The following is a 22,743-nucleotide window of genomic DNA, read 5'->3' on the forward strand; positions in this document are numbered from 1 at the left end:
TATCCAATGGCCTGCTCCGGATCAGCGAGTAGATCGGTCAAGTGTTGCCACGACCACGAGAGCTGCCCCCCAGTGTCAGGTTGGTCGGCACGCTGGTGGGGTCGTACAACTCTTGTCTCGGAATCGACCAGAAGTGGTCCTCGTTCAAGCGAACGATGTCACCGCCCGCGGCGGCTTCGGCGTGCTTGAGCAACACCTCGAACGACCGGCGCAGCTCAGCCAGGGATATGTGCAGTTGCCATTCGCTCATGCCCATGATCATGAACGGATCGCACGAAGGTCATGGAACCGGTATTACCGCGCACCCGGAAGCGCTGGCGGCCAACCCGTTTGGACGGCTGACCAACGCCCGGGACGTAGCAATAGAGGGCTTTCGGATCTGCGCGGGCCGTTGGGTCACTGTCCGACGATTGTCCATGGACCGAGGACCTCCGCCCGAACGTCGAAGAGGAACGGCAGACCGCGGCGGCTGGTGACCCACCATGGGCTGACCGTGGCTATGTCACCGTCGATCTCTTCGATCGAGCATGGAATGGAGGCCGGTCGCGGGTACGTCGATGTCGACAGCAGGTCGGCATCAAAATAGACGCTCTTGCCGACCAGCCAATGCGGTCGGCCGTGGGCGTCAACGAATTCGACCAGGACCAACCCCGGCTGTGGTTCATCGCAAAGCCAGTGATCCACGATGGCCGGTAGCTCGCACTTGTCGCCCTTGGCCCAGCTCGTCGTCATGTCTGGACGATATCGGCACGACCCAAGAGATGCGATCCCGTCGGACAAGCCGTTCAGAGCAAGGGTCGTTCGTCCGAAACTCGGCACGAGCGGATGGAGGAGCGGCCCCGAGTTGCCTCGGGGCCGTTGATCTTCCGTGGTGACGTAGGCGTCAGGCCGGGGCGCCGAGCGGTGGGTGCTCGAGGACCGTAGGCCGGTACTCGACCAACTGGATGCGGCCGTCGAAGGTGCGGTGTTCGATCATCTCGAGGGCGATATCGGGATAGCCGTCGTAGATGCGTTCGGAGCCCGTGGCGCCGGTGATCACCGGGAACATGATGACCCGGAATCGGTCGACGAGTCCGGCGCGGAGTAGGGAGCGGCACAGGCTCAGGCTGCCGATCGTGGTCAGGAGTCCTGAGCCATTCGATTTCAGGGCGCGGACCGCTTCGACGGCGTCTCCGCGCACCAGCGTGGAGTTGGCCCATGTCAGCGGGTCTTCGAGGGAGGAGGAGAACACCACCTTGGATGCTTTCGTGAGTTCGTCGACGGAGGCTTCTTCTTCGGGCCTGAAGTCGTCCTGGCCTTCGGGGACCTGGCCGGCGGCGAAGCCCGACATCAGTCGATAGGTGTTCGCGCCCATCAGGTGGGTGGCTTCGGGTTGCTCGCCGAGCCATGCGAGGTACTCCGGACCCTCGAGGCCCCAGAACCCGGGCCAGCCTTCGCCCGAGGCATAGCCGTCGAGAGAGGTGATGAAGTCGACGAGAAGTTCCGACATGGTGGTGTCCCTAAGGTTGAAGTCTCTGGGGTTGGTGCCCCGGATGCCCGGGGTGGTGGGGTGTAGCTGATGGTCGTGTGCCTGCTGTTGAGGCTCGAAAGGACTGGCTGCCCTGCCGCGCCGGACGCTCCGTTCGCTGATTGAGAGCTGTTGCGGGTCGTCGCTGTTTAGGGATCTGTCGGCGGGGTTGTCCACGGGCCTGACGTGCGGTGACAGGAGTGGATGGGTGACGGTTCGCCCTCAGATCTGGGTGGGTATCGACGTCGGAAAGTCCGCGCATCATGCGTGCGCGATCGACACCGATGGCAAGGTGGTGTTCAGCCAGAGAATCGGCAATGACCAGCACGCGGTCGAGGAGTTGATCGCCCGCGCGGCCAAGTCGGCGCAGCAGGTGCGGTGGGCGGTCGATCTGACCAGCCCGATGGCGTTGCTGCTGATCACCGTGCTGCTGACCGCTGGCCAGGACGTCACCTATGTGCCCGGCCAGGTCACCAACAGCATGGCCCGCGGGTTCCGGGGTGAAGGCAAGACCGACGCCAAGGACGCTCGGGTGATCGCCCAAACCGCGCGCCTGCGAAACGATCTGAGCCAGATCGCCATGCCCGACGAGCTGGTCGTCGCGGTGACCCAGCTGACCAGTTACCGCACCGACTTGATGTCGGAATGGGTTGCCGGGGTCAACCGGCTGCGGTCGCTGCTCGGATCGATCTTTCCCGCGCTCGAGGCCGCGTTCGACTACACGGTGCGGACTCCGCTGATCCTGGTCGCCGGGATGTGCACCCCGGCCGAGATCCGTGCGGCCGGAATCGACGGCCTCACAACCTATCTCGCTCAGAACAAGGCATGGCCCGCCGGAATAGGCAAGACCGCGGCCGCGGCCCACGCGGCGGCCCTGGCCCAGGACCTGGCACTTCCCGGCGAGGCCGATACCGCGATGCTGATCAAGCGCCAGGCCGCCAAACTGCTCGAACTCGACCACGAGATCAAAGAGCTCGACAAGCTCATCGCGACCCGATTCCGGCAACATCCCTGGGCGAAGATCATCGAATCCCTGCCTGGGATGGGTCCGGGACTCGGTGCGGAATTCCTTGTTGTCACCGGCGGCGACCTCGCAGCTTTCGCGACCGCCGGCCGGTTGGCGTCCTACGCCGGGTTGGTGCCTGTCCCACGCGATTCCGGCCGCGTCAGCGGCAACCTGCGACGCCCGAAACGCTACAACAGGCGACTTCGCAGGGTGTTCTACATGGCAGCCCTGTCCAGCATCGGGCCCGCATACCGCGACGGCCCATCGAGGAAGTTCTACGACCGAAAGCGCAGCGAACGACTCATCCATACCCAAGCCCTCCTAGCCTTGGCCCGGCGACTCGTCGACGTGCTGTGGGCACTGCTGCGCGACGGCCGCGAATTCACCCTCGACACACCGAATCCCATCGCTACCGCGGCTTGACTTGGTCATTGAGAGTCCTTTCCTCGGGTGTCACAAGCTTTGACCGATCGGGAGCCGCAAACTCATCGGCCACGCCGGTGAAACGACCTGATCGGTAGCGGATCAAGGCGCCGACACCTGCGGATCGCCGAGGATCTTTCGGGGTGCTGGCGGGCCGGTTCGGTCAGCGCGGTGTGCGGCAGAAGTCGGCGGTAGGGTTCGGCGGATGACGGCGGAGCAGTTCCCGCGCCTGGCGGAGGTATTCCCGGATCTTGTGATCGAGATCGTTGATCTGCTGGAACCCGCGGACGGCAATCTCGTCCGGACGGTCCGTAACCTGAGGTTCTATGGTCGGTGCACCTGCACGCCCACCTGTCCGATGCTGTTGACCGCGCCGCTCGGCTCGCCGAATGGCGGGGTGTTGGTATTGGAATCCGACGGCGAATCCGTCATGTTTCTGCATATTCATCCTGCGGGACCATCCGATCCATCTCATCAGGTAATCGGGATCGAGGTCCTCGACGGACGCGATCTCGTCCTGCCACCCGCCTGACCATGCGAAATGGAGTCAGTGGGTCAGAGCGTGGTCGTCAGAGTGGGCGGAAGGCTCGTGTGGCGGCGGGATCGGTTGCGGTGGAGATGATTTCGCCCAGGACCGCGCGTACGCTGGCGATCTGGTCAGCGCCGGCGCGGGCGATCAGGCGGCGTTCGTAGTCGGCGTGGAATGCGCGGACGGTGTCGAGCATGTCGCGGCCGCGGTCGGACAGGTGCAGGAGTTTGGCGCGTTTGTCGGTGGGGTCGGGGTGGCGTTCGACGTAACCGTGCCGGACCATCTCGTCGACGACCTTGGCCGCGCCCTGGGCGGTGATTCCGAGGTGTTCGCCGAGTTGGCTTGCGGTCAGGGCGCTTTCGGCGAGGGTGCGGAGCACGTAGCCGTAGGAGGCGCCGAGTACCTCGTGGCCGTGCGCGGCCAGGTGGGCATGTAGCTCCTGGACGAATCCTTGGTATGCCTGTCCGAGCAGGACGCCGAAATCCATCCTTGACTCCCTTCATGTCGATATGTTCAACTCAAGTTGTACACCACAGTTGAACACCTTGGTTGAACATCTAGGAGTAGAGCATGCCACTCATCAAATCCGCCGACGCACCCACCTTCCAGGCCCCGCTCATGACCGCCGTCGGATTGGCCGCTCCCAGCCGGGGATCCACCGAGAACAGCGTGTGGCGCTTCACCTTGGAAGCGGGCAGCCCCGGGCACGCACACGCGGTGTCACGGGAGGAGATCTTCATCGCGCTGTCCGGGCAGGCACGGGTCGCCATCGACGGCGACACCCACGACTTCACCGCCGGGGATGCCCTGATCATCCCCGCGCACACCGTCTTTCACCTCAGCGTCCCCGGCGATGAGCCGTTCGAAGCGGTGGCGGTGCTCCCGGTGGGCGCCTACGCCCAAGCCCCCGGCGGCGACCGCGTGAGCCCGCCCTGGGCCCAATAGTCCACGCACACAACAGTTTTCTCAGGAGAGTCATGCCCCTCATCACCGCCGCCCAGGCCCCGCGCTTCGACAACGACCACGCGACTTTCATCGGCTTGGCCGCCCCCAGTCGCGGATCAACCGAGAACTCCGCCTGGCGCCTCACCCTCAAACCCGGCGTCGACGCCCCACCCCACGCCCTGGACCGCGAGGAAATCTTCATCGCCCTCTCCGGCTCGATGCAGGTCATCATGAACGACGAAACCCTCACCGTCACAGCCGGAGACGCCCTCATAGTCCCCGCCCACCAGCAATTCGCGATGGCCAACCCCCACCCCAAACCCTTCGAGGCAATCGTGGTCCTCCCCGTCGGCGGCCAGGGCCTGATCCCCGGCCAGCCCCCGGTCATCGCCCCCTGGGCGCGCTGACGCCAGCGAATGCACGGGCGGTCGGGCTGGAGATGCAGGGCGCACATGGCGGACATGGTCGGTGCCACGGTTTATCGTGGGTGCATGGCCGCACCCGCATCAAATCACCAACCAGCCTCGGGGGTTCCTCCCGCTGACCCCGGGGCTATCAGGGCGGCGCTAACTCCCACACTCGTTGCCGAGTTCGACCGGGAGTGGAATCTGGTGCTCGAGCAGGCCAAGCAGACCCACGCTCTCACCGAGGTATTCGACCTTCTGAACAAATGGCAGCACATCGTCGTCATGGAGTGGCGTTCACCCGGATCGTACTTCGGCGTGCTGGCGAAGGCCGAACAGATACAGCGTGCTGGTGGTCGCGCTGAAACGGTCACCATCGAAGAGCACCGAGCCGCGATTCAACGTCGACTGCAGGCCGACTGACCTGTGTACCAGATCATTCCCGACCCCTCGATCGCCGAGCAGGTCGAGGCACTCCCGCGCGCGGCTTTGGTGGCTTACCTCGAACTCTTGGCGACGCTCGAAGTTGCACCGTGGAACGGGCCGCCACAGTCCGCAGCCAACCCCGAGGGGGCGGTTCGCCGCTGGGCCTTCGGCCCAGGGCTCGCGGGCCAAGTCATCTATCTGGTGATGGATGCCGACCGTGAGGTTCATTTGCTTCTTGTGCAGTGGTTCGGGGAGTAGCCCATTCCGGTCAATTGCTTTGGCGGCGGAGGGTTGCGGCGCCGCCGAGGAGGGTGGCTATGGCGAAGAGGGCGAGGATGAGGAGGTCTAGCCAGAGGGTGGTGGTGGGGAGGGGGAAGGTGCCTACTTCGCTCATGGCTTCGGCGGCGTAGCGCAGGGGCATGATGTCGCTGGCGAGTTGGAGGGGGGTGGACATGTCCGAGCGGGGCCAGATTAGGCCGCAGAGCAGGATTTGGGGGAAGACTATCGCCGGCATGAATTGCAGGGCTTGGAATTCGGTGCGGGCGAAGGCGCTGGTGAGCAGGCCGGTGCAGCAGCCGAGGATGGCGGTGCTGACTGCTATCAGTAGGACAGTGGCGATGTTGCCTTGGGTGCGCAGGTCGAGGAGGCCGTAGGCGATGGCGCAGGCGATGCTGGCTTGGATCGCGGCCAGGGCGGCGAAGGCGATGGCGTAGCCGAAGAGCAGGTCGAGTTTGTGCAGGGGAGTGCTGAGTAGGCGTTCTAGGGTGCCGCTGACGCGTTCGCGGAGCATGGCGACGCTGGTGATCAGGAACATCGAGGTGAAGGGGAAGATGCCGAGCAGCATCAGGCCGATCTGGTCGAAGATGTCCAGGCGGTCCACGAAGATATAGCGCAGCAGCGCCAGCAGCAGACTGGGCACGGTGATGACCAGGGCGATGGTGCGGCGGTCGTGCCGGACCTGGGTCAGGACCCGGGCGGTGGTGGCCAGGGTGAGCGAAATGGACATCAGGCGAGCACCTTTCGGTCGGTCGCGGTGTCGGACTGCTGCAGGATCAGGCGCAGGAACGCCTCTTCGAGATCCTGTGCGCCGGTGGCGGTGCGCAGATCCGCGGGAGTCTCGTCGGCCAGCAGGCGGCCGTCGCGCAGTAGAAGCAGGCGCTCGCAGCGGTCGGCCTCGTCCATGACATGGCTCGACACCAGTAGCGTGGTGCCCGCCTCGGCGAGATCGTGGAATTGCGCCCAGATGTCTCGGCGCAGAACGGGATCCAGGCCCACGGTGGGTTCGTCCAGGATCAGCACGTCGGGGTGCGCGAGCAGCGCGCACGCCAGCGACACCCGGGCACGCTGGCCACCGGAGAGGTCATCGACCATGCGGTCGGCGATATCGGCCAGCCCCACATCGCGAATGGCGGCATCGGCCGAAGCCGCCCCGGTGCCTTGGATTTTGGCGAAATAGCGGGCGTTCTGGCGGATCGTCAGATCGCCGTAGACCGAGGGCTGCTGCGTCACATAGCCCACGCGCCTGCGCAATTCGGCGGTCCCGGCGGGATGACCCAGTACGGTGACGCTGCCGGACCGGATGCGCTGCACCCCGACGATGGCGCGCAACAGCGTGGTCTTGCCTGATCCGCTGGGCCCGAGCAGTCCGGTCACACTGCCCGGCGGCAGCGCGAAGCTGATCTCCCGCAGCACCTGCTGCTTGCCGCGGGTCACACTCAACTCCCGCACATCGATTGCGGTGTCGCTCATTTGGGGATCCTTCACGATCGACCGCCCTTGCGGGGCGACTGTGCCGGGGACACGGTGACATTGAGATGCGCGTCCGGATGCTCGGGAAAACCGAGGCTGGTGCGCAGCGGTATATGGGCTCCCCGCACGCGAACCCACACCGTGAGGGTCGCGTCCTTGGTGGTGCCGGGCAGTATCGCCGCGAGCGAGGCGGCGGGAACCATCGCCTCGATCTTGAACGCGTCGATTCCGGTGAACTGTTCGCGCGCAGTGGTTTTCGGATCGCGCAGTGACCGCAGCAATTGCGCCAGTCCGCCGTCGCGCCCGACCAGGCCGCTGGGACTGGGGAATCCGGACGGCAGCGGAGTCAGGGTTCCATTGTCGGACTTGCTGAATAGTTTGCCGTTATCGGAGACGAAGCGGGTCACCGATCCGGTGGGCAGTGTCGCGGTACCCGACGCACTGCCGCCGTCGCGGGCCGAGACCTCGGCTTCCAATGTGCGCAAGGGGAATCCGGGCACGCTGCCTTCGGATTGCAGCACCAGATGCGCGGAGCTCATCGCACCGGCGGAGATCGCGGCATCGCGCATCATCAGCCCGGCATCGGGCATTCCGCCCGATCCGTCCGCGCACCCGGTCACCACACCGGCCAGGGCGAGCGCGAGGACCGCACTCGAAATTCGGTAGCGCACCGGCAACCTCCTATGGGTAGGGACGCTATCCATAGGCTAGGACACTTTCCCCCCGAAGGGTAGGCTTACTACCCATGAGTGCAGAAGTGCTGAAAGGACACCTGGACGGCATGATCCTGGCCGTGCTCGCCGACGGTCCGCGGCACGGCTACGGCGTCATCGACGCGCTTCGCACCCGCACCGGCGGCAAATTCGACCTCCCCAAGGGCACCATCTACCCCGCGCTGCACCGGCTCGAACAGGCCGGGGTGATCGACGGGGCCTGGTCCACCGAGGGGGGCCGTCAGCGACGCACCTACACCCTGAGCCCCGCCGGACATCGGCGGCTGGCGCAGGAGCGGGCGTCCTGGCGCGACTTCGTCTCCGCGGTCGGCGCACTGATGGAGGGGAACACCGACATGGGGGGAACACCTTGTCCCGCACTGTAATCGACGCATATCTGGACGACCTCGGCACCGGCTTGACCGGCACCTGGTGGGAACGCCAGGCGATCCTCGCCGAAATCGGCGACGGCCTGCAGGAATCGGTGGAACACCATCGGGCGCAAGGGCTTTCGCTCGAGCACGCCAGTCAAGCCGCCATCGAGGAATTCGGCGGCCCCGCGACCCTGGCCCAGGAATTCGTCCCCGTGCTGGCGTCCAAACGTATTCACCGCTACGGCCTGACCTTCCCCATCATGGGCGCGTTCATCGGAACCCTGTGGGGCACAGCGGCATTGCTCGGCTCATTCAGCGCGGTCCCGCGATCGCTCACGATCGTGGGCCTGGTGGTGATGGCCATCGCGGTGACTGCGAGCGTGCCGTTCACCCTGCTCGCCATCGCCTCCACCGGCCGGGCGAGCGGAATGGTCCGCATCCCAACTCGCCTGGCCGCCAAGGGGTTACTCGTCACCGCGGTGGTAACCATGCTGATCGACGGCACCCTGCTGATCACGCTGCTGACCCTGCTCGCCGAGAATCCCCGGGACCTGGTCGTCCTACCGGTGACCCTCGGCGCGCTGGTCAGTCTGGCCCGCATCAGCATCGCGGTGACGAGCGTGCCGCGCCTGGGACCCGCGCGCGGCGGGAACCTGGGCGGCGCTGCCCCCGTACGGATCTGATCCGCCTCAGTTCATGGTGCCCTGCATGGGAATGTAGATCTCGGCGGCCTCCACGAACGCCGATCCGGTCAGCTCGGCCAGCGCCAGCGCCTCGTCGATCTTGATCATCGCCTTGGCGACATACGGGCGGTCATCCCATCGATCGCCGACCGACATGAGCGCTTCGGCATTGCGGGACAGCCACTTCCGCATCGGTGCGATCTGATCGGGGGCCGCGTAACCGCCGATCTCATAGTTGCTCCGGATGGTCCAGTTCACCTCCCAATCCAGCGTGGGGAATTCGGTGGTCAGCGCTCCCAGCAGTGGTGCGTTATCGGACATCGGCAGTGGCCCTTCGGTGCTCGCCTGCTCGGCCAGCTCGCTCGGCCACACCTTGCCGCGCTCGATCCAGCCCGGCAGCAGCGCGGCCAGGAACTCGACCAGGCAGAACTGCGCGTTGCCGGTGAGCGCGCCCGCCGCGGAGATGTCATCGCCGTCGGCATTGCGAATGGTCGAGCGGCCCGCGCGAATCGTGGTCGACGCCTCACGCAGGAGATCGAGCTTCCAGCGGAAGCCGGCGGCGAGGTTCTCATCACTGGGCAGCGTGCCGCTGACCTCGGGCTCGACATGCTTCACCAGAGCGGGGTCGATCAGGGCGATCTGACTCCGCGCCAGATCGTCGACAGCGTCGAGGCTGGAATCGCAATAGCGCACAACGGTTTCCGCGACAGTCGCCGGATCGTCGGCGGTGACGAAGAACGGCCGCCCCCAGATGTACAGAAAAGTATCGAAATCGGCTCCGGTGTATGCCTTTCGGACCCCGAGCCCCCAGGCGTTGGCGCGGAACCGCACCTTGGCCTGGCGCACCGCGTCCGCGATCAGATCATCGAGATCATCATCCCCGCCGTGCCCGGCCAGGAACGGTGCGATCCGCTCCTGCGCCACGCGCAGATCGATCGGATGAAAACTGATGTCGTAACCCATATTCCCTCTCCCCGTTCGGTTCTGCCGCCGACAGTAGTGAGCCGGGGTGACAGATTCGCGCGGGGGGGAGGGGCCGGTGAAGGATTCAGACCATGCCGCTGGGCTGTCGGCGCGTGCCCGGCCGCTGCACGGGCATCTCATTGGGCGGTACCGGGTACGGGATGCCGATCGTGGCGGTCCCAAGACCGATATTGGGTCCGCATTGCGCCAGCGCGGCATCGGCGCGACTCGCGGGGTCGGTGAGCGCCGGTCGCACACTGTCGGGTGCGGAGCCGAAGTCGAAGGTGGAGGTCATATCGCCGGTGACCGATCGCCGCCACGACGTCAGGTTGGGCACCTCGACACCGAATCGTCGTTCCAGCAAACGCAATTGGGAGGTGTGGTCGAAGGTCTCCGATGCGACGAGCCCGCCGCGGGAATAGGGTGAGACCACCAGGCAGGGCACGCGATAGCCCAGGCCGATCGGACCGGCGATGCCCTGCGCATCCCAGACGCGATTCAACTCCACCGACAGGTACTCCCCGGGAGTGCCCGGCGGTGGCGTCGGCGGAGTGACATGGTCGAAGAAGCCGCCGTTCTCGTCATAGGAGACGATCAGCGCCGTCTTCTCCCACACCGCCGGATTCGAGGTGAGGATATCGAGCACCTGCATGATGCCCACCGCGCCGAAAGCCGGTGGCAGCGCGGGATGTTCGCAGTTGAGCAGCGGCGGGATCACCCACGACACCGACGGCAGGGTGCCCGCGGCGACATCGGCGGCGAAATCGTTCGGGTAGACCGGAGCCTTACCCCGCCGTGCCAGTTCGGACAGCGGATCGGCGGCCTGGACGAACGAGCCCAGCATGCCGTCGAGGAACACCTGCGAGATCGGCCCGGCATCGCGGTTGTTGTAGATCTTCCAACTCACCCCGGCCTCGGACAGATTGTCCGGCATGGTGCGCCAGCTGAACGTGTTCTGCCGGATCAGGGGATTGGTCATGACCTGTGGCCCGCCGTGGCGGCCGTCGGGATCGATGGTCGCCGAAATCCAGTACAGGCGATTGGGATCGGTCGGTCCGAGCACCGAACAGTGGTAGCCGTCGCAGAGTGTGAACGCATCGGCCAGGTCGTGATGGACCGGGATGTCCTCGTGTGTGTAGTAGCCCATGGCGGCGGGGCCGTTGCCGACCCCGACCTTGGCGATGGACATCGGCATCCATTGATCGTTGCGGCCACCGTTCCAGGCCCGGTGCATACCGCCCCAGCTGTGATCGGGATCGTTGATGCACTCACCGTCGAGACTGGGCCCGCGCGTGGTGTCCAGACGGAAGGGCAGCAGATAGCCCTCGGCGGTCGGGCCGATTCCGGGGCTGTAGCCGAATTGCCGCCATGCCGGTGACGGATCATCGAAACCTCGCGCCCCGGCGAATGTCCCGTAGTAGTGGTCGAAGGACCGGTTCTCCTGCATCAGGAGTACGAAATGATCGATATCGCCGAGCCCGCCCATGCCCGCCGGATCGGCGGCGTGCGCGCGCTCGATAATCGGCCCGGCCCACGATGCGACCGCTGCCGCCCCGCCCGCCGCCATCGCCTTGGCGAGAAAGTCGCGGCGGTTCATCCCATCGAAAACACCCACGTCGTACGTGTCCTTCCTGTGGTTTCCGGATCTACCTGGTCCGGTACCGGTAGTGGTCGAGGTCGAAATGTCGTGCCCGCCACCAGGCTTCGAACATGGTCGAGGGCCGCAGCAGGGGTGCGTCACCGTGGCGATCGAAGTAGTAGCTGTTCGAGCCCGCGCAGTCACCGGCGAAGAACACGGTGTTGCGCATGCGGCGCAGCGTGCGGCGGAAGTATTCGTCGTGATGCTCGCGCCGGATCTCCGCGCTGACCGCACCGCGCTGCCGGGTCTCGGTGATAACCCGAATCGCATGGGTCACTTGGTATTCGATCATGAACAACCACGACGTGCCGATCACCGAATACGGCGCGAACGTGTGGAAAAGGTTCGGAAATCCCGGGACCGTGGTGCCCTCATACGCCTGCAGCCGCCGCTCCTCCCAGAACTTGCCGAGGTCCTGCCCGGCACGGCCGATGGTCGGCACCTTGGGCATGTTCTCGGCTTCGGTCACCAGGAATCCGGTCGCGCACACGATCGCGTCGACCTCGCGATGCATCCCGTCGGCCGTATGGATGGCATCGGCCGTGACGTGCGTGATCGGCGCGGTGACCAGATCGGCAGCACCGCGACCGAAGGCTCGAAAGTACTTGTTGGACATCGTCGGTCGCTTGCAGCCGAAACCGTAGTGCGGGGTCAGGCGTCGGCGCAGCCCCGGATCGGGAACCTGCGTCCGCAGGTAGAGCCGTCCCAGCGCCTCGACGGTCCGGGTCAACGGCTTCAACTGTCGGTTGTAGACCGCGCCCAGGGTCATCAGCGCCTCGGTCGCCGCCGACACCAGCAGGTACAGCCCCGAATGCAGGCCCGGGACGCGGTCGAGGGCAGTGCGCGCGGGCTGCGGGATCGGCAGGTCCGCCTTCGGCATCACCCAGATCGGTGTGCGCTGATAGACATACGTGGCCGCGGCATGCTCGGCCAGCCACGGCACGATCTGCACGGCGCTGGCCCCGGTGCCGATCAGCGCGATCCGCTTGCCCGGGACATCGAGATCGCGTGGCCAGCGGGCGGAATGGACCACCGGCCCCCCGAAGGAATCCAGGCCGGGGAGGTCGGGCAGCTTCGGCTCGGTGAGCCCGCCGAGCGCGGAGATCACATACCTCGCGGTGATCACCCCGCGCGACGTCCGTATCCGCCACCACTGGTTGTCCTCGTCGTAGTCGAGTCGTTCGACCATCGAGTCGAACAGGCAGCGTTCGGTCAGCGCGTACTTCTCGGCGAAATGTGCTGTGTAGGTGAGGATTTCCTCGCCCGGCGGGAACACCCGCGTCCACTGCGAATACTTGTCGAAGGAGAACTGATACGCCAGGGCGGGCACATCGACCGCGACCTCGGGGTAGACGTTGTCACGCCAGGTGCCGCCGAAGGCATGGGTCCCTTCGATGATCACGAAATCGTCGATTCCGGCGCGGGTGAGCATCGCTCCGGCGCCGAGTCCGCCGAGCCCCCCGCCGAGAACGGCCACCTCGTAATCGGCTGATGGATGCGGTGGGCCCGTCTCGGCGGGCGAAGCTGCTGCGATCACGACTGCTCCTACTTACGGCTGTGTCAAATTGCACAGTAGAGGCAGCCGTCAGGTAGGTCAACAGGGGGAATTCGTTCGGGAGGGCGATGCCCTCAGCGCGGCCAGGCCCGGGCGATGTGCGCGGCCAGCGCGGAGATCACCGCCGCCACCCGCTCGGGTGGGAATCGCTCGGGGTCCTCGACGATCAGCCGGGCGGCGGACTCCGCGCCCGCGATGATCGACAGCGCGGCCATCTCGGAGTCGAGATCGGCTCCGCCGTACGGTTCGGGCAGTGAGCGCACCGCGAATCGCACCTGCTCGAGCACCAGGCGGCGGAGCGCGTCGATATCGTCGCGGACCTGCGGTGGCGCGCCCAGCGGTGAGGTCAGCATGAAATGCCAGGTGCGCGGCGTCGCGGCCACACCATCGAGATACTCGCGCAGGAACGCCGCGAACAACCCCGCCGGATCCTCGTGGTCGGCCGCGGCGGCGGTGACGGTGGTGCAGCGCACCACCAGTTCGACCATCTTCTGATGTTCGCGGGCACAGAGGTCGGCGAGCAGCTGTTCATGATCGCGGTAGTACTCGTACAGCGCGGGACGCGTCACGCCGAGGGTGCGTGCGATCGACTGCATCGTGCAGCCCGGAAAGCCTTGTTCGACAACGAGATCGAGCGCGGCGTCGAGGATCTGCTCGCGTCGCTGACGTGCGGTGGCACGGGTGCGTTCGGTGCGGCCGACCGGTGGCATCGCCGGCGTACCCCCTCAGTCCGGATCGGTGGCGAGTAGCTTGCCCGCCGCGGTGATGGTCGTGGTGTAGAAGTCCACGACGCGGTGTGGGGGATAGCGGTCGGGATCCTCGAGCACCAGTCGGCTCGCCATCTCCGCGAAGCCGATCACCAGATGCGAGGCGATCTCGATATCGAGGTCGGCGGACACCCGGCCGGTCGCGGCGAGCTGGGTCTGCACCGCCGCGAGCCGGGTGCGCAGGGTTTCCCGATGCGTGGAGATCCACTGCCGCACGCTGTCCGGCAGGCCCGCGGCGCCGGAGAAGACCAACCGCCAGGTATCGGGATGGCGCACGACCATCGCCAGGAAGTCGCCGATAATGCTGTCGAGGTCGAAATCGTCCACGTGGTCGGCGATTTCGGCGGGGAAGACCGAGTCGATCTGCTCGGTGACGCGCAGGCTCTCACGCTGCAGTAGCGCCCGCAAGAGGTCGTCGACGCCTTCGAAGGCGTCGTAGAACACCGGGCGGGTCACCTCGGCGCGGCGGGTCACAGCCATGACATTCACCGACTGGAAGCCGGATTCGGCGATCTGGGCCATGGCGGCGTCCATGAGTTGCTCGCGGCGCTCGGGGACGCTCAAGCGCGGTGCGTATCGCCGTTTGGCGCGAGTGTTTCGCCCCGCCGTCACGGCCACCTCTTCCGCTCGAATTTCGAGTTCGTCTCTTTGACAATGCCCTGTTGACAGGCGATGCGACCTTATCACCCGGCTATCGGCGGTTCTTCGCCATTCGACCGGCGCGCTCTTGTCTAACTTACGGCACTGTCATATTGTCGCCGTTCATGAGTGTGAACGTGGATGGTTCCTCGGCGGACGGCCTGGTGGTCGAGGAGTTCGGCCCCGCGAGTCGGCGCACCCGGGCGGTGAGCACGGCCCTACGGCCGATCGTGCGCACGGTCATCGAGGTTTCCTCGATGCTCGCACGACCGTGGAATGTGCGGCTGGCCGCGGCCACCGACTATGTGGGACTCCTGCATCGCATGCCCGCGGGGGTCTCGCGGCGGCCGGTGTACCTGCCGGATCTCGACCTCGAATGGGTGTGGTGCTCGACCGCGGCATCACCGGAATCGGCTCGCGGTGCGGTGCTGTATTTCCACGGCGGTGCGTTCGCCGCGGGCGGTGTGCGGACCTTCCGCGGTATGGCGGCGCGACTGTCGAGCGCGACCGGTCTGCCGGTGTGCCTGGTGGGGTATCGACAGTTGCCCGCGGAGTTCTCGGCGATTGTCGCGGACGGGGTGCGGGCTCATCGATACCTGGTGGCGCGGGGTTTCCGGCCCGACCGCATTGTCTGCGCCGGGGACTCCAGCGGAGGATGTCTGGCGTTCGCGGTGCCGCTGGCGCTGCGGGCCGCGGGTCTGCCGTTGCCGGGCAGCATTGTCGCGGCGTCGCCGTGGACGGATTTCGACGGCGCGGGCAAAGCGGCATCGCCCCATGGCCGGACCGAGGTCTTCTTCTCCGCGTCCGCGGTGCAACGCCTGGTCGATCGCTTCCTGGTCAATGACGAACGCGGACAACCGGTGTCGCCGGTCGATGCGGATCTGCGCGGGCTGCCGCCGGTGCTGATTCAGGTCGGTACCACCGAACTGCTGCGCTGCGACGCCGAACTCATGGCTCGGCGACTGACCGTCGCGGGCGTGCGCTGCCGTCTGCAGCTGTGGGACCGCCAGCCACACGGTTTTCCCGTCTTCGGCGTTCTGCCCGAGTCGGGTCCTGCCATCGCCGAGATGGCGCGTTTCATTCAGGAGAATCATGAGATCTGATGTCCGCACCTGGTTGCTACCCGGTGCCGCTATCGCGGCCGCGGCCGCGCTGTACATTCCGAAAGGGCGTGCGGCGCAGGCGGCGTCACGGTTCGCTCTGGAGCCGATCGCCGCTGAACGCACCGATCACTACCTCGCTACCGCACCGGTCACGGCGTCGGTCTACGCCGAATTGCCGATACCGCCGACGGCGGTGTTCGACGCACTGCTCGACGAATCCTGCTTCTCCTGGCTTCCAGGGGTATCGGGTTTCCGGTACGACTCACCCGATCGCGGCCTGGGTGCGACGCGGGTGCTGCTCAATCCGCTGATGGCTGTGCGCGAACAGTTCACCGCCTACCGCGCGGGGGAACGCCTCGATTACACCTTCGTCGGCATGTCGATTCCGGCGCTGGTCTCCGCCGTCGAATCCTATGAATTACAGCCGATCGCACAGGGTTCCACGTTGCTGACCGTGCGGGTCGCGATGACGCCGCGCATTCGGGTGCCTCGGATGTTGGCCCGGCCGCCGTATCGGGCGTTCACCGTGCAGGCCGTGCGCGGGCTGGGTGGGGCCGAGCGGACGGGCGGCGAGGGGTGACCGTGCTAGCGCGTCGATCGCTGACTGCTCGAATCGCATTCCGGTACAGGGAGTTTCGTTGAGTGTTGTGATCGAGCGAATGCCGGAACTGTCGCTCACGCGGGTTTCGCGATGGTTCTTCAATTGCTACCTGCTCAGGGGTGAGGATGACGCGCTGGTGGTGGTCGATCCCGGAATGCCGCGGATCGCACAGGATTTGGCCCCGCTAACAACCGAGCTGCGCGGGTCGGTCCGGGTCGTCACCGCTACCCACGGGCACGGCGATCACGTCGGCGGTGCGGTGGATCTTGCGCGCCGCAGCGATGCGGCGATCCATCTGCCCGCGCTCACCCTGAGCTATCTCGACGGAGCGCATCCCCGGACACCGTCCCTGGCGCAGATGGCACGCGCGTGGCCGCTGCTGTTCGGGCAACCGTTCGACCGAGGCGGCGCGGTCGGCTCGCTACTTGCCACCGGCACAGCCGGATTCGGTGGCCCACGCGGCATGGTGTGGACCGGACCTCCTCCCACCGGCGGTCTGTCCGAAGGGATGTCGCTGCCGCATGCGCCGGAGTGGACCGTCCTCGACAGTCCCGGGCACACCGACGACAGCATCGTGTTCTGGAACGAGCGCACCCGCACGCTGCTCTCCGGGGACGCCGTCGTCTCGATCCAAGGCAGGCCGTGTTTCGCCCCGGACGTCGTCGATGCCGAGGCCGCGATGCGCACCGAGCATCGGCTGCGGGATTTGCCTGTGGCACATCTGCTTCCGGGGCACGGTCGGCCGATTCACGCGGAATCGGTCTGGGCACTGTGAGACAGGAAGAACGAATGCTGAAGCGAATCGCGGTCAACGCGATCACCATGACACTCGCCCTCGCGTGGAACGCCCCGGCTCAGGCGTTACCGCTGCCGTTGCTGCCGCACATCCCTTTCTATGAAACCGACACCATGTCGCCGTCCACTCACCCCGAACCCCTACTGGGAGAACCGGAGCGGGGCACGCACCCGGATGCCACCTACGTCTTCAACGGGCAGAGTCACACCGTCGGGGAGTTCCTGGACCGATCGTCGACGCGGGGCTTTCTGGTGCTGCGGGACAACCGGATTCTCGACGAGCGCTACTTCGGCGGGTACTCCGCCGACAGCCGATTCAATTCCTGGTCGGTCGGCAAGTCGATCACCGCCGCCGCGGTCGGTATCGCGATCTCCGAGGGCAAGATCGCCTCGGTCGAGGATCCGGTCACCGAGTACGTGCCCGAACTCGCGGCCAGCGGCTACGACGGTGTGCGCATTCGCGATGTCCTGCATATGGCCTCGGGTATCGCCTATGACGAATCCACCAACACCGATCCGACCAAGGGCTCGACCAATACGATGATCCGAATGGTCGCGGGGATCTCGCTGCCCGATCAGAGTCGCGCGATGGCGCGTGAGCGCCCGGCGGGGACGCAATGGAATTACGCCTCGATGGACAGTTTCGTGCTGGGCTGGATCGTGTCGAAGGTGACGGGCGTGCCGCTGTCGAGCTATGTGCGGGACCGGATCTGGGGACCGGCGGGGATGGCGAGCCAAGCGCTGGTCGGGCACGACTACGCCGATAATACCGTCGGGTTCTGCTGCTATCACGCGACCGTTCGTGACTTCGCGCGGTTCGGGTTGCTGTATCTGCACGGTGGTGAGGTCGGCGGTCGGCAGGTCGTACCTCGGGAGTGGATCGACGAGTCCACGCACAGCGCCGAACCGTATCTACAGCCGCATCAGCTGATTCCGGCTCGGCCGAACGCGTCGGAGAACGCCTTCGGCTACGGCTACCAGTGGTGGCTCGGAGATGGCGACCGCGGTGATTACGCCGCGGTCGGGTTCCTCGGTCAATTCATCTACGTCTCACCGAAAGACGGCATCGTGATCGTCAAAACCAGTGAAGACCTCAACTCCACCGACCATATGGCCGAAGCCTTGCAGGCTTTTCGCGCGCTGGCCGATGCCGCCCGATGACGGCCGTGCCGCGACTACTCGAGCAGCAGGGCCAAGCGGTCGGCGTCGGGGCTGCCCGCCTCGGCGGTGTCGATCATGATGCGCAGGTCGCTGCCCGCGACCGTCAACACCGCGCAGTCCAGGGTGATGTCACCGACCTTCGGATGGGCGATGGTCTTGACCGTGGTGTCGAAGGCCGCGACGACGCCCGAGTCCCAGAGGGCGACGAATTCGCTGCTGTGGCTGCGCAATTCGTCGACGAGCCGGGCCAGTCGCTGATCTGCCGGGTAACGCAACCGGGTGGCGCGCAGGTCCGAGACGAGCGCGAGTTCCAGGGCGGCCAGATCTGGCGGGGCGTAGCGGCCGACCCCGCCCGGGGCGACGAAATGCCGCCAGATCCGATTGCGTTCATTGCCCTGCCAGCTCTCGGGGTCCCCGAGCAATGCGACACAGGCCGGATTGGCTTGCAGCAGTGTCCAGGACGCGTCGAAGACGGCGACCGGAATGCCGACCAGGCGATCCAGCATGCGCTGCACGGCTGGGGGAATGGTGGTCGGAACCGCGCCCGGCTCGGGCAGCGCCAGACCCGCGAGCTGGTGCAGGTGTGCGCGTTCGTCCGGCGAGAGCCGCAATGCCCGCGCGAGCGCCTCTACCACTTGCGGTGACGGGTTGGAGGCGCGGCCCTGCTCCAGCCGGGTTACATAATCGACCGAGATACCGGCGAGCAGGGCCAATTCCTCGCGGCGCAGCCCGGGTGCGCGGCGCACCCCACCCGCGACCGGGCGCGCCGGATCGGGTGGGATCTGATCACGCCAGCGCCGCACCGCCAGTCCGAATTCCGCTGTCGCCATGGCTCAATTGTCGTCACCGAGTCATCGGGGACCGCAACCGGGACCGACCGCAGCGGGAGGAACCTACGGGGACGCGCTCGCCCCGGACTCCGCAGACACAGCCGATCTCGCCGGTGCCGCGGCCCGTGGCCGGGCGAAGCGCCGCATGATCGGCAGATCGACCCAGTGATACAGCGCCGCCGCGATCACGGTGGACACCGCCAGGCTCAGCAGGGAGAACAATGCCCAGCCGAGGATGCCGAACTCCTTGCCGCCGATCAGATGCCGGGTGATCAGCGCCATCACCGGGAATTGGATCAGGTAGAAGGCGAAGGAGATATTGCCCAGCCACACCATGCGCGGATGTGCGGTGAGCCCGCTGACGCCCTGCAGGTCCCGTGCCGCGAGGGTCGCCACCACCGCGGTCATGGGCGCGAGCAGCAGCACCGACATCTTGTAGTTCACCGGTACGACCCAGGTCGCCGCGTACGCGATGGCCAGCGCCAGCAGCGGCAGCGTGAGCCGAGTGTTGCGCCAGCGTCCTTCGATCACCATGCGCGCGGCCAGCACACCGAGGAAGAATTCCGGCAGCCGTGACAGCGGGAAGGTGTAACTGAGCCAATACGACGGCGACACCGGGATATTGGGCTGCGCGAACCACGCCGGGGAGGCGTGCAGCTCGTAGTAGGGCGAGGTGTTGCCCGGAACCAGCCGGGGCGCAAAGGCATTCGCGATGCCCTTGGGTCCGTCCGCCCACAGGAAGTATCCGGTGTGCAAGGCCGCGATACCGAGCATGAGCAGCACCATCGCCAGCAGCAGTCGCCGCGTGGGAATCCGCCGGATCAACGGCAGCACCAGGGGAAAGCTGAGGTAGAACAGCATTTCCGCGGCCAGTGACCAGGACGGCACATTCAGCCCGCCGACAGTGGTCCATTTCGGCACCCAGGTGTGCACCAGCAGCAGATTCGGCACCCACACCACCGCGCGGCTCAGCGGCACACTCGCGACCACCACGAATGCTGCCGCCGCCAGCAGATGCGTCGGATAGATCTTGAGCACCCGCCGCCGATAGAACCCGCGCACCGACATTCCGGGCCGGAACGACCAGTAGATGATGAAGCCCGACAGCACGAAGAAGAACGTGACGCCCGCGGCCCCCAACTGCATCGGAATCCACTGGTGGATATGGCGGAACAGTTCGGACTTCTGGAACGGATAGACCGGCAGGAACACCAGCGCGTGCAGTACGAAGACCGCGAACGCGGCCCACCAGCGCGCACCGGTCAGCGAGGGCAGTGCGGGCCGATGCTCCGCCGAGTGGGCGGGAGCCTGCGTGTCGGCCGAAATCGGTTGTGCCGCAGTGCCACGCGCGGGCAGTGTTTCGGTCACCGCGCGTACCTGTCGAAGATCGCCTTCCCGACCACGTCATCACCAACGGGTGAGGGATGGAAGGGCAGTCCTTCGATATTGACGGTCGGATCCAGCACACCGTTCACCCACGGTTGCGGGGAGCAGAGGCCGTGCCCGGAGGTGATCGCGCGCGCGTCCAGGAACTCGATCTTCAATTCCTGTGCGGCTTCGCGCTGTGCCTGGTCGATGCGGTTGAAGTACTCCACGACCGTGCGTCCGCGCGGTTGCGTGAACGGCACGACGCCGAAGAAGTCCAGGCATACGGTGTCCTGTTCGGAATGGAACAGTTCGGGATATCCGACCAGCACGATGCGCGCGTTGGGCGCGTAATACCGGATATAGGTCACCGCGTTGCGGATGCGCGCGGCATAGGACGCACCGGTGATATCGCGGGAGTCGGGCAGACGCCCGGCCGCGACGGCATCGGCTCCGCACCCTTCGGCGAGGTCGAACACGCAGTGTTGCATTGCGGCCCACAGGGATTGGTCCGCGCTGCCCCAGCGGTCGTTGAGCCCGAACTGCAATGTCACCACTTTGGTGCGCGGCCCGAACGCGCCCGCCTTATCGGCATCGCGCGTTTCCACGCCGAGGGTGTATCCGGAGGTGTCGATGGACGCACCCAGACACGATCGATTCTCCACCCGGTCGGTGCCCGCGACACCCATCAGGGTGCTGAGCCGTTCGGGCCACGCGGTGGCCCCGCGCTCACACGACCCGACCTCCGACAGCGGATTCCACACATTCGCCGAAAACGAATCACCCAGCACGACAAGGTCTTTGCCCTCGCGCGCGGTATCCGCCACGGCACTTCCGGTCCCGGTCACGGTAGCCGCGACCGCCATCGCGGCAGCACACAGCCACCGACCGCTGTTACCCAGCACGTCGTATCCCCGGTCCCGCTAGTAGCCGGCGCGCGGTTCGAACCCGGGCACGTCCAGGCTCGGCGGTGCGGGTTTGGGAGCCTGGGTCTGCGGCGCGGGCTGCGGCGCCGGTTTCGGCGCGACCGGCTGGGGCGCGGGCGGTTCGACCACCTCGGGCGCGGGCGCCGGAGCGGGCGCTTCGGTACTGCTCACCGGCGCCGGGGTGCTCACCGGAGCCGCGGTACTGCTGACGGGCGCGATCACCGCGCTGGTCGTGGTACTCGTGCCGGTCGACCCGCCGGCGGTGTCGTCATTTCCGCACGCCGCCACCCCGGCGATCAGCAAAACCCCTCCGATCAGTACCGCCGCGGTACGCGCGATCGAAACACCAGGGGCATGGAGCGTCATAGAATCCTCGAATCGAAAACTGAAGTGTGAAAGTTTCACTTCGCGGGGAGTGTACAAGACGCCGAGCCCGGATCACCCCGATTCGCGCAAGCCGAGAATCCTTGGGGCACTGTACCCCCGTCGGAACCGGGCCGCTCGGTATCGCGGCCAGCCGCGATCGCCTCCGACCACGTGTCCCAACTGCGGTCGTGGGGGCCAGTTGTCGGCGGCTCGTCGTAGGTTGGGTGGGGAGTTGGGGTCCCCGCGAACGCGTGTGGTCCACCATGGCGCGGTGGGGAGTTGATGGTCGAGTGAGCGATGAGCAGGTGGCGCTCGTGGCGTTGCTGCGCGCCCAGCCGCAGAACACCACATGGCGTGAGCTGACCGAGCAGGTCCGCGAGTCGGGCAGCGCGCTGCAGGTGTGGGACCACTACTTTCGCGCCCGGTGGACTCCTGACGAGGCCCACGAACGCATGCTGAGCGACGCTGCCGCCGATCTTCGGTCCTGGGCGGCAAGCGGGTTGCGGTTCGTCTCGGTGCTGGACCCTCTGTACCCACGTCGCCTGCTCGATGTCGTTGAGACGCCGCCGTTCCTGATCACCCAAGGACGAGTGGACCCCGTCGACGAAGGAGTCTCGGTGATCGGTTCCCGCGCCGCCTCCGAACAAGGCCGGGCGATAGCCGCAACGATCGCCACTCACCTTGTCGAGACCGGGCTGACCGTCATCTCCGGCCTGGCCGCCGGTATCGATACCGCAGCGCACACTGCCGCGCTGGCGGCGGGAGGCCGGACAGTGGCCTTCATCGGCACCGGGTCGCTGAACTACTTCCCGCCGGAAAATCGAGATCTGCAACGACGGATCGCGTCCGAGGGTGCGGTCCTGTCGCAATTCTGGCCCCGGGCATCGCCTTCGAAGGCATCGTTCCCGATGCGGAACGCAGTGATGTCGGGATATGGCTTGGCCACGATCGTGGTCGAAGCCGGCGAACATTGCGGGGCACGCATTCACGCCCGCAAGGCTGTCGAACACGGCAGGCCCGTCGTGCTCATCGATCGTGTCGTAGCCGTCACCAGCTGGGCTCGAACTTTGGCGCGATGCCCCGGCGTGTGGGTGGCTTCCGGGTTGCAGGATGTCGCCGACATCATCGCCGACATTCGTCAGCAGCCCAAAGCCATCGAACAGGCGCTCTACGCCCTCGCGCAGGACCGCTAGTCGAGCGCGGTCATTCCCAATCGGTGTGTGCGTTGGTGAAAGCGGCGGGAGCGCGACAGGGAGCATCAGCCTGGTATCGGT

At 66.3% G+C, this 22,743-nt stretch carries 29 protein-coding genes; 13 read left to right on the forward strand and 16 right to left on the reverse strand.

Going from position 1 to position 22,743, the window contains the following annotated elements:
* Positions 1–37: 37 nt before the first annotated feature.
* From ACFC4D_RS14660 to ACFC4D_RS14670, 3 genes are all read right to left on the reverse strand, one after another.
* Positions 38–262, reverse strand: a complete 225-nt coding sequence (locus ACFC4D_RS14660) for a hypothetical protein (protein ID WP_376063348.1) — start codon at positions 260–262, stop codon at positions 38–40.
* A gap of 134 nt (positions 263–396) precedes the next feature.
* Entirely contained in the window at positions 397–732 is a 336-nt protein-coding gene (locus ACFC4D_RS14665; protein WP_376063350.1) for a hypothetical protein, read from the reverse strand.
* 151 nt (positions 733–883) lie between these two features.
* The gene (locus tag ACFC4D_RS14670; protein ID WP_376063687.1) at positions 884–1,489 is read right to left on the reverse strand and encodes a dihydrofolate reductase family protein; all 606 of its coding nucleotides are present in this window, start codon (positions 1,487–1,489) and stop codon (positions 884–886) included.
* A 226-nt stretch (positions 1,490–1,715) separates the two neighbouring features.
* On the opposite strand from ACFC4D_RS14670, the gene ACFC4D_RS14675 reads away from it, so the two are divergent.
* Together ACFC4D_RS14675 and ACFC4D_RS14680 are read left to right on the forward strand one after the other, a co-directional pair.
* Positions 1,716–2,936: an IS110 family transposase gene (locus ACFC4D_RS14675; RefSeq protein ID WP_376063351.1), complete on the forward strand. Its 1,221-nt coding sequence runs from the start codon at positions 1,716–1,718 to the stop codon at positions 2,934–2,936.
* Between the two features lie 205 nt (positions 2,937–3,141).
* On the forward strand, positions 3,142–3,468 hold the full coding sequence (locus ACFC4D_RS14680) for a hypothetical protein (protein ID WP_376063353.1): 327 nt from the start codon (positions 3,142–3,144) through the stop codon (positions 3,466–3,468).
* A gap of 37 nt (positions 3,469–3,505) precedes the next feature.
* Here ACFC4D_RS14680 and ACFC4D_RS14685 read toward each other — a convergent pair whose 3' ends face one another.
* Positions 3,506–3,952, reverse strand: a complete 447-nt coding sequence (locus ACFC4D_RS14685; RefSeq protein ID WP_376063355.1) for a MarR family winged helix-turn-helix transcriptional regulator — start codon at positions 3,950–3,952, stop codon at positions 3,506–3,508.
* 83 nt (positions 3,953–4,035) lie between these two features.
* On the opposite strand from ACFC4D_RS14685, the gene ACFC4D_RS14690 reads away from it, so the two are divergent.
* From ACFC4D_RS14690 to ACFC4D_RS14705, 4 genes are all read left to right on the forward strand, one after another.
* Positions 4,036–4,410, forward strand: a complete 375-nt coding sequence (locus ACFC4D_RS14690) for a cupin domain-containing protein (RefSeq protein ID WP_376063356.1) — start codon at positions 4,036–4,038, stop codon at positions 4,408–4,410.
* Positions 4,411–4,442: 32 nt separating this feature from the next.
* The gene (locus ACFC4D_RS14695) at positions 4,443–4,817 is read left to right on the forward strand and encodes a cupin domain-containing protein (RefSeq protein WP_376063358.1); all 375 of its coding nucleotides are present in this window, start codon (positions 4,443–4,445) and stop codon (positions 4,815–4,817) included.
* Positions 4,818–4,901: 84 nt separating this feature from the next.
* Positions 4,902–5,237, forward strand: a complete 336-nt coding sequence (locus tag ACFC4D_RS14700) for a DUF6247 family protein (protein WP_376063360.1) — start codon at positions 4,902–4,904, stop codon at positions 5,235–5,237.
* A 3-nt stretch (positions 5,238–5,240) separates the two neighbouring features.
* Positions 5,241–5,498 (forward strand): hypothetical protein, encoded by a 258-nt coding sequence (locus ACFC4D_RS14705; protein WP_376063361.1) that lies wholly within the window; start codon positions 5,241–5,243, stop codon positions 5,496–5,498.
* A gap of 10 nt (positions 5,499–5,508) precedes the next feature.
* Here the strand turns inward: ACFC4D_RS14705 and ACFC4D_RS14710 are convergent, their stop codons facing one another.
* The 3 genes from ACFC4D_RS14710 to ACFC4D_RS14720 are packed head-to-tail and all read right to left on the reverse strand — an operon-like array spanning position 5,509 to position 7,660.
* Positions 5,509–6,246, reverse strand: coding sequence for an ABC transporter permease (locus ACFC4D_RS14710; RefSeq protein WP_364644823.1), 738 nt, complete (start codon positions 6,244–6,246; stop codon positions 5,509–5,511).
* Positions 6,246–6,989 (reverse strand): ABC transporter ATP-binding protein, encoded by a 744-nt coding sequence (locus ACFC4D_RS14715; RefSeq protein ID WP_375958158.1) that lies wholly within the window; start codon positions 6,987–6,989, stop codon positions 6,246–6,248. The genes ACFC4D_RS14710 and ACFC4D_RS14715 overlap by 1 nt, the downstream gene beginning before the upstream one ends.
* An 11-nt stretch (positions 6,990–7,000) precedes the next feature.
* Positions 7,001–7,660 carry an LppX_LprAFG lipoprotein gene (locus ACFC4D_RS14720; protein ID WP_376063362.1) on the reverse strand — a complete coding sequence of 220 codons (660 nt, stop codon included), beginning with the start codon at positions 7,658–7,660 and terminating at the stop codon, positions 7,001–7,003.
* Between the two features lie 74 nt (positions 7,661–7,734).
* Here ACFC4D_RS14720 and ACFC4D_RS14725 point away from each other — a divergent pair, with 74 nt between their 5' ends.
* Together ACFC4D_RS14725 and ACFC4D_RS14730 are read left to right on the forward strand one after the other, a co-directional pair.
* Complete coding sequence (locus ACFC4D_RS14725; RefSeq protein WP_364644831.1) at positions 7,735–8,088, forward strand: helix-turn-helix transcriptional regulator; 354 nt, start codon at positions 7,735–7,737, stop codon at positions 8,086–8,088.
* A complete protein-coding gene (locus tag ACFC4D_RS14730) occupies positions 8,073–8,759 on the forward strand; it encodes a permease prefix domain 1-containing protein (RefSeq protein WP_376063363.1) in 687 nt (228 codons plus the stop codon). Before ACFC4D_RS14725 ends, ACFC4D_RS14730 begins: the two co-directional genes overlap by 16 nt.
* 6 nt (positions 8,760–8,765) lie before the next feature.
* Here ACFC4D_RS14730 and ACFC4D_RS14735 read toward each other — a convergent pair whose 3' ends face one another.
* From ACFC4D_RS14735 to ACFC4D_RS14755, 5 genes are all read right to left on the reverse strand, one after another.
* A complete protein-coding gene (locus ACFC4D_RS14735) occupies positions 8,766–9,722 on the reverse strand; it encodes a hypothetical protein (RefSeq protein WP_376063365.1) in 957 nt (318 codons plus the stop codon).
* Positions 9,723–9,807: 85 nt separating this feature from the next.
* A complete protein-coding gene (locus tag ACFC4D_RS14740) occupies positions 9,808–11,319 on the reverse strand; it encodes a phospholipase C (protein WP_376063689.1) in 1,512 nt (503 codons plus the stop codon).
* Between the two features lie 49 nt (positions 11,320–11,368).
* Positions 11,369–12,898: a flavin-containing monooxygenase gene (locus ACFC4D_RS14745; protein ID WP_376063366.1), complete on the reverse strand. Its 1,530-nt coding sequence runs from the start codon at positions 12,896–12,898 to the stop codon at positions 11,369–11,371.
* Positions 12,899–12,990: 92 nt separating this feature from the next.
* Complete coding sequence (locus ACFC4D_RS14750) at positions 12,991–13,626, reverse strand: TetR/AcrR family transcriptional regulator (RefSeq protein WP_376063367.1); 636 nt, start codon at positions 13,624–13,626, stop codon at positions 12,991–12,993.
* Between the two features lie 15 nt (positions 13,627–13,641).
* Positions 13,642–14,247 (reverse strand): TetR/AcrR family transcriptional regulator, encoded by a 606-nt coding sequence (locus ACFC4D_RS14755; RefSeq protein ID WP_375958170.1) that lies wholly within the window; start codon positions 14,245–14,247, stop codon positions 13,642–13,644.
* Positions 14,248–14,447: 200 nt separating this feature from the next.
* Here ACFC4D_RS14755 and ACFC4D_RS14760 point away from each other — a divergent pair, with 200 nt between their 5' ends.
* The 4 genes from ACFC4D_RS14760 (at position 14,448) to ACFC4D_RS14775 (ending at position 17,982) form a co-directional block, all read left to right on the forward strand.
* Entirely contained in the window at positions 14,448–15,425 is a 978-nt protein-coding gene (locus ACFC4D_RS14760; RefSeq protein WP_376063368.1) for an alpha/beta hydrolase, read from the forward strand.
* Positions 15,415–16,005 carry an SRPBCC family protein gene (locus ACFC4D_RS14765; RefSeq protein ID WP_376063369.1) on the forward strand — a complete coding sequence of 197 codons (591 nt, stop codon included), beginning with the start codon at positions 15,415–15,417 and terminating at the stop codon, positions 16,003–16,005. Before ACFC4D_RS14760 ends, ACFC4D_RS14765 begins: the two co-directional genes overlap by 11 nt.
* Positions 16,006–16,072: 67 nt before the next feature.
* Positions 16,073–16,801 carry an MBL fold metallo-hydrolase gene (locus ACFC4D_RS14770; RefSeq protein WP_376063691.1) on the forward strand — a complete coding sequence of 243 codons (729 nt, stop codon included), beginning with the start codon at positions 16,073–16,075 and terminating at the stop codon, positions 16,799–16,801.
* A 14-nt stretch (positions 16,802–16,815) separates the two neighbouring features.
* Entirely contained in the window at positions 16,816–17,982 is a 1,167-nt protein-coding gene (locus tag ACFC4D_RS14775) for a serine hydrolase domain-containing protein (protein ID WP_376063370.1), read from the forward strand.
* Between the two features lie 14 nt (positions 17,983–17,996).
* On the opposite strand, the gene ACFC4D_RS14780 is transcribed toward ACFC4D_RS14775, so the two are convergent.
* The 4 genes from ACFC4D_RS14780 to ACFC4D_RS14795 form a co-directional block, all read right to left on the reverse strand.
* Positions 17,997–18,812, reverse strand: coding sequence for a helix-turn-helix transcriptional regulator (locus ACFC4D_RS14780; RefSeq protein ID WP_376063371.1), 816 nt, complete (start codon positions 18,810–18,812; stop codon positions 17,997–17,999).
* Positions 18,813–18,875: 63 nt separating this feature from the next.
* Entirely contained in the window at positions 18,876–20,180 is a 1,305-nt protein-coding gene (locus tag ACFC4D_RS14785; RefSeq protein WP_376063373.1) for an acyltransferase family protein, read from the reverse strand.
* The gene (locus ACFC4D_RS14790) at positions 20,177–21,043 is read right to left on the reverse strand and encodes an SGNH/GDSL hydrolase family protein (RefSeq protein WP_376063374.1); all 867 of its coding nucleotides are present in this window, start codon (positions 21,041–21,043) and stop codon (positions 20,177–20,179) included. Before ACFC4D_RS14790 ends, ACFC4D_RS14785 begins: the two co-directional genes overlap by 4 nt.
* 57 nt (positions 21,044–21,100) lie before the next feature.
* Entirely contained in the window at positions 21,101–21,469 is a 369-nt protein-coding gene (locus ACFC4D_RS14795; protein ID WP_376063376.1) for a hypothetical protein, read from the reverse strand.
* A 314-nt stretch (positions 21,470–21,783) separates the two neighbouring features.
* Between ACFC4D_RS14795 and ACFC4D_RS14800 the strand changes: the two genes are divergently transcribed.
* Positions 21,784–22,662 carry a DNA-processing protein DprA gene (locus ACFC4D_RS14800; RefSeq protein ID WP_376063377.1) on the forward strand — a complete coding sequence of 293 codons (879 nt, stop codon included), beginning with the start codon at positions 21,784–21,786 and terminating at the stop codon, positions 22,660–22,662.
* The last annotated feature ends 81 nt before the right edge of the window (positions 22,663–22,743 follow it).

Origin of the sequence: Nocardia sp. NPDC056000 (assembly GCF_042269265.1) — a bacterium.
In the GTDB taxonomy this organism is placed as follows: Bacteria; Actinomycetota; Actinomycetes; order Mycobacteriales; family Mycobacteriaceae; genus Nocardia.

Coding starts and splice junctions, on each gene's coding strand:
- ACFC4D_RS14660 (WP_376063348.1), bottom strand. CDS start 262: ATGATCATGGGCATGAGCGAATGGCAACTGCACATATCCCTGGCTGAG.
- ACFC4D_RS14665 (WP_376063350.1), bottom strand. CDS start 732: ATGACGACGAGCTGGGCCAAGGGCGACAAGTGCGAGCTACCGGCCATC.
- ACFC4D_RS14670 (WP_376063687.1), bottom strand. CDS start 1,489: ATGTCGGAACTTCTCGTCGACTTCATCACCTCTCTCGACGGCTATGCC.
- ACFC4D_RS14680 (WP_376063353.1), top strand. CDS start 3,142: ATGACGGCGGAGCAGTTCCCGCGCCTGGCGGAGGTATTCCCGGATCTT.
- ACFC4D_RS14685 (WP_376063355.1), bottom strand. CDS start 3,952: ATGGATTTCGGCGTCCTGCTCGGACAGGCATACCAAGGATTCGTCCAG.
- ACFC4D_RS14690 (WP_376063356.1), top strand. CDS start 4,036: ATGCCACTCATCAAATCCGCCGACGCACCCACCTTCCAGGCCCCGCTC.
- ACFC4D_RS14695 (WP_376063358.1), top strand. CDS start 4,443: ATGCCCCTCATCACCGCCGCCCAGGCCCCGCGCTTCGACAACGACCAC.
- ACFC4D_RS14700 (WP_376063360.1), top strand. CDS start 4,902: ATGGCCGCACCCGCATCAAATCACCAACCAGCCTCGGGGGTTCCTCCC.
- ACFC4D_RS14710 (WP_364644823.1), bottom strand. CDS start 6,246: ATGTCCATTTCGCTCACCCTGGCCACCACCGCCCGGGTCCTGACCCAG.
- ACFC4D_RS14715 (WP_375958158.1), bottom strand. CDS start 6,989: ATGAGCGACACCGCAATCGATGTGCGGGAGTTGAGTGTGACCCGCGGC.
- ACFC4D_RS14725 (WP_364644831.1), top strand. CDS start 7,735: ATGAGTGCAGAAGTGCTGAAAGGACACCTGGACGGCATGATCCTGGCC.
- ACFC4D_RS14735 (WP_376063365.1), bottom strand. CDS start 9,722: ATGGGTTACGACATCAGTTTTCATCCGATCGATCTGCGCGTGGCGCAG.
- ACFC4D_RS14740 (WP_376063689.1), bottom strand. CDS start 11,319: ATGAACCGCCGCGACTTTCTCGCCAAGGCGATGGCGGCGGGCGGGGCG.
- ACFC4D_RS14750 (WP_376063367.1), bottom strand. CDS start 13,626: ATGCCACCGGTCGGCCGCACCGAACGCACCCGTGCCACCGCACGTCAG.
- ACFC4D_RS14760 (WP_376063368.1), top strand. CDS start 14,448: ATGAGTGTGAACGTGGATGGTTCCTCGGCGGACGGCCTGGTGGTCGAG.
- ACFC4D_RS14765 (WP_376063369.1), top strand. CDS start 15,415: ATGAGATCTGATGTCCGCACCTGGTTGCTACCCGGTGCCGCTATCGCG.
- ACFC4D_RS14775 (WP_376063370.1), top strand. CDS start 16,816: ATGCTGAAGCGAATCGCGGTCAACGCGATCACCATGACACTCGCCCTC.
- ACFC4D_RS14780 (WP_376063371.1), bottom strand. CDS start 18,812: ATGGCGACAGCGGAATTCGGACTGGCGGTGCGGCGCTGGCGTGATCAG.
- ACFC4D_RS14790 (WP_376063374.1), bottom strand. CDS start 21,043: ATGGCGGTCGCGGCTACCGTGACCGGGACCGGAAGTGCCGTGGCGGAT.
- ACFC4D_RS14795 (WP_376063376.1), bottom strand. CDS start 21,469: ATGACGCTCCATGCCCCTGGTGTTTCGATCGCGCGTACCGCGGCGGTA.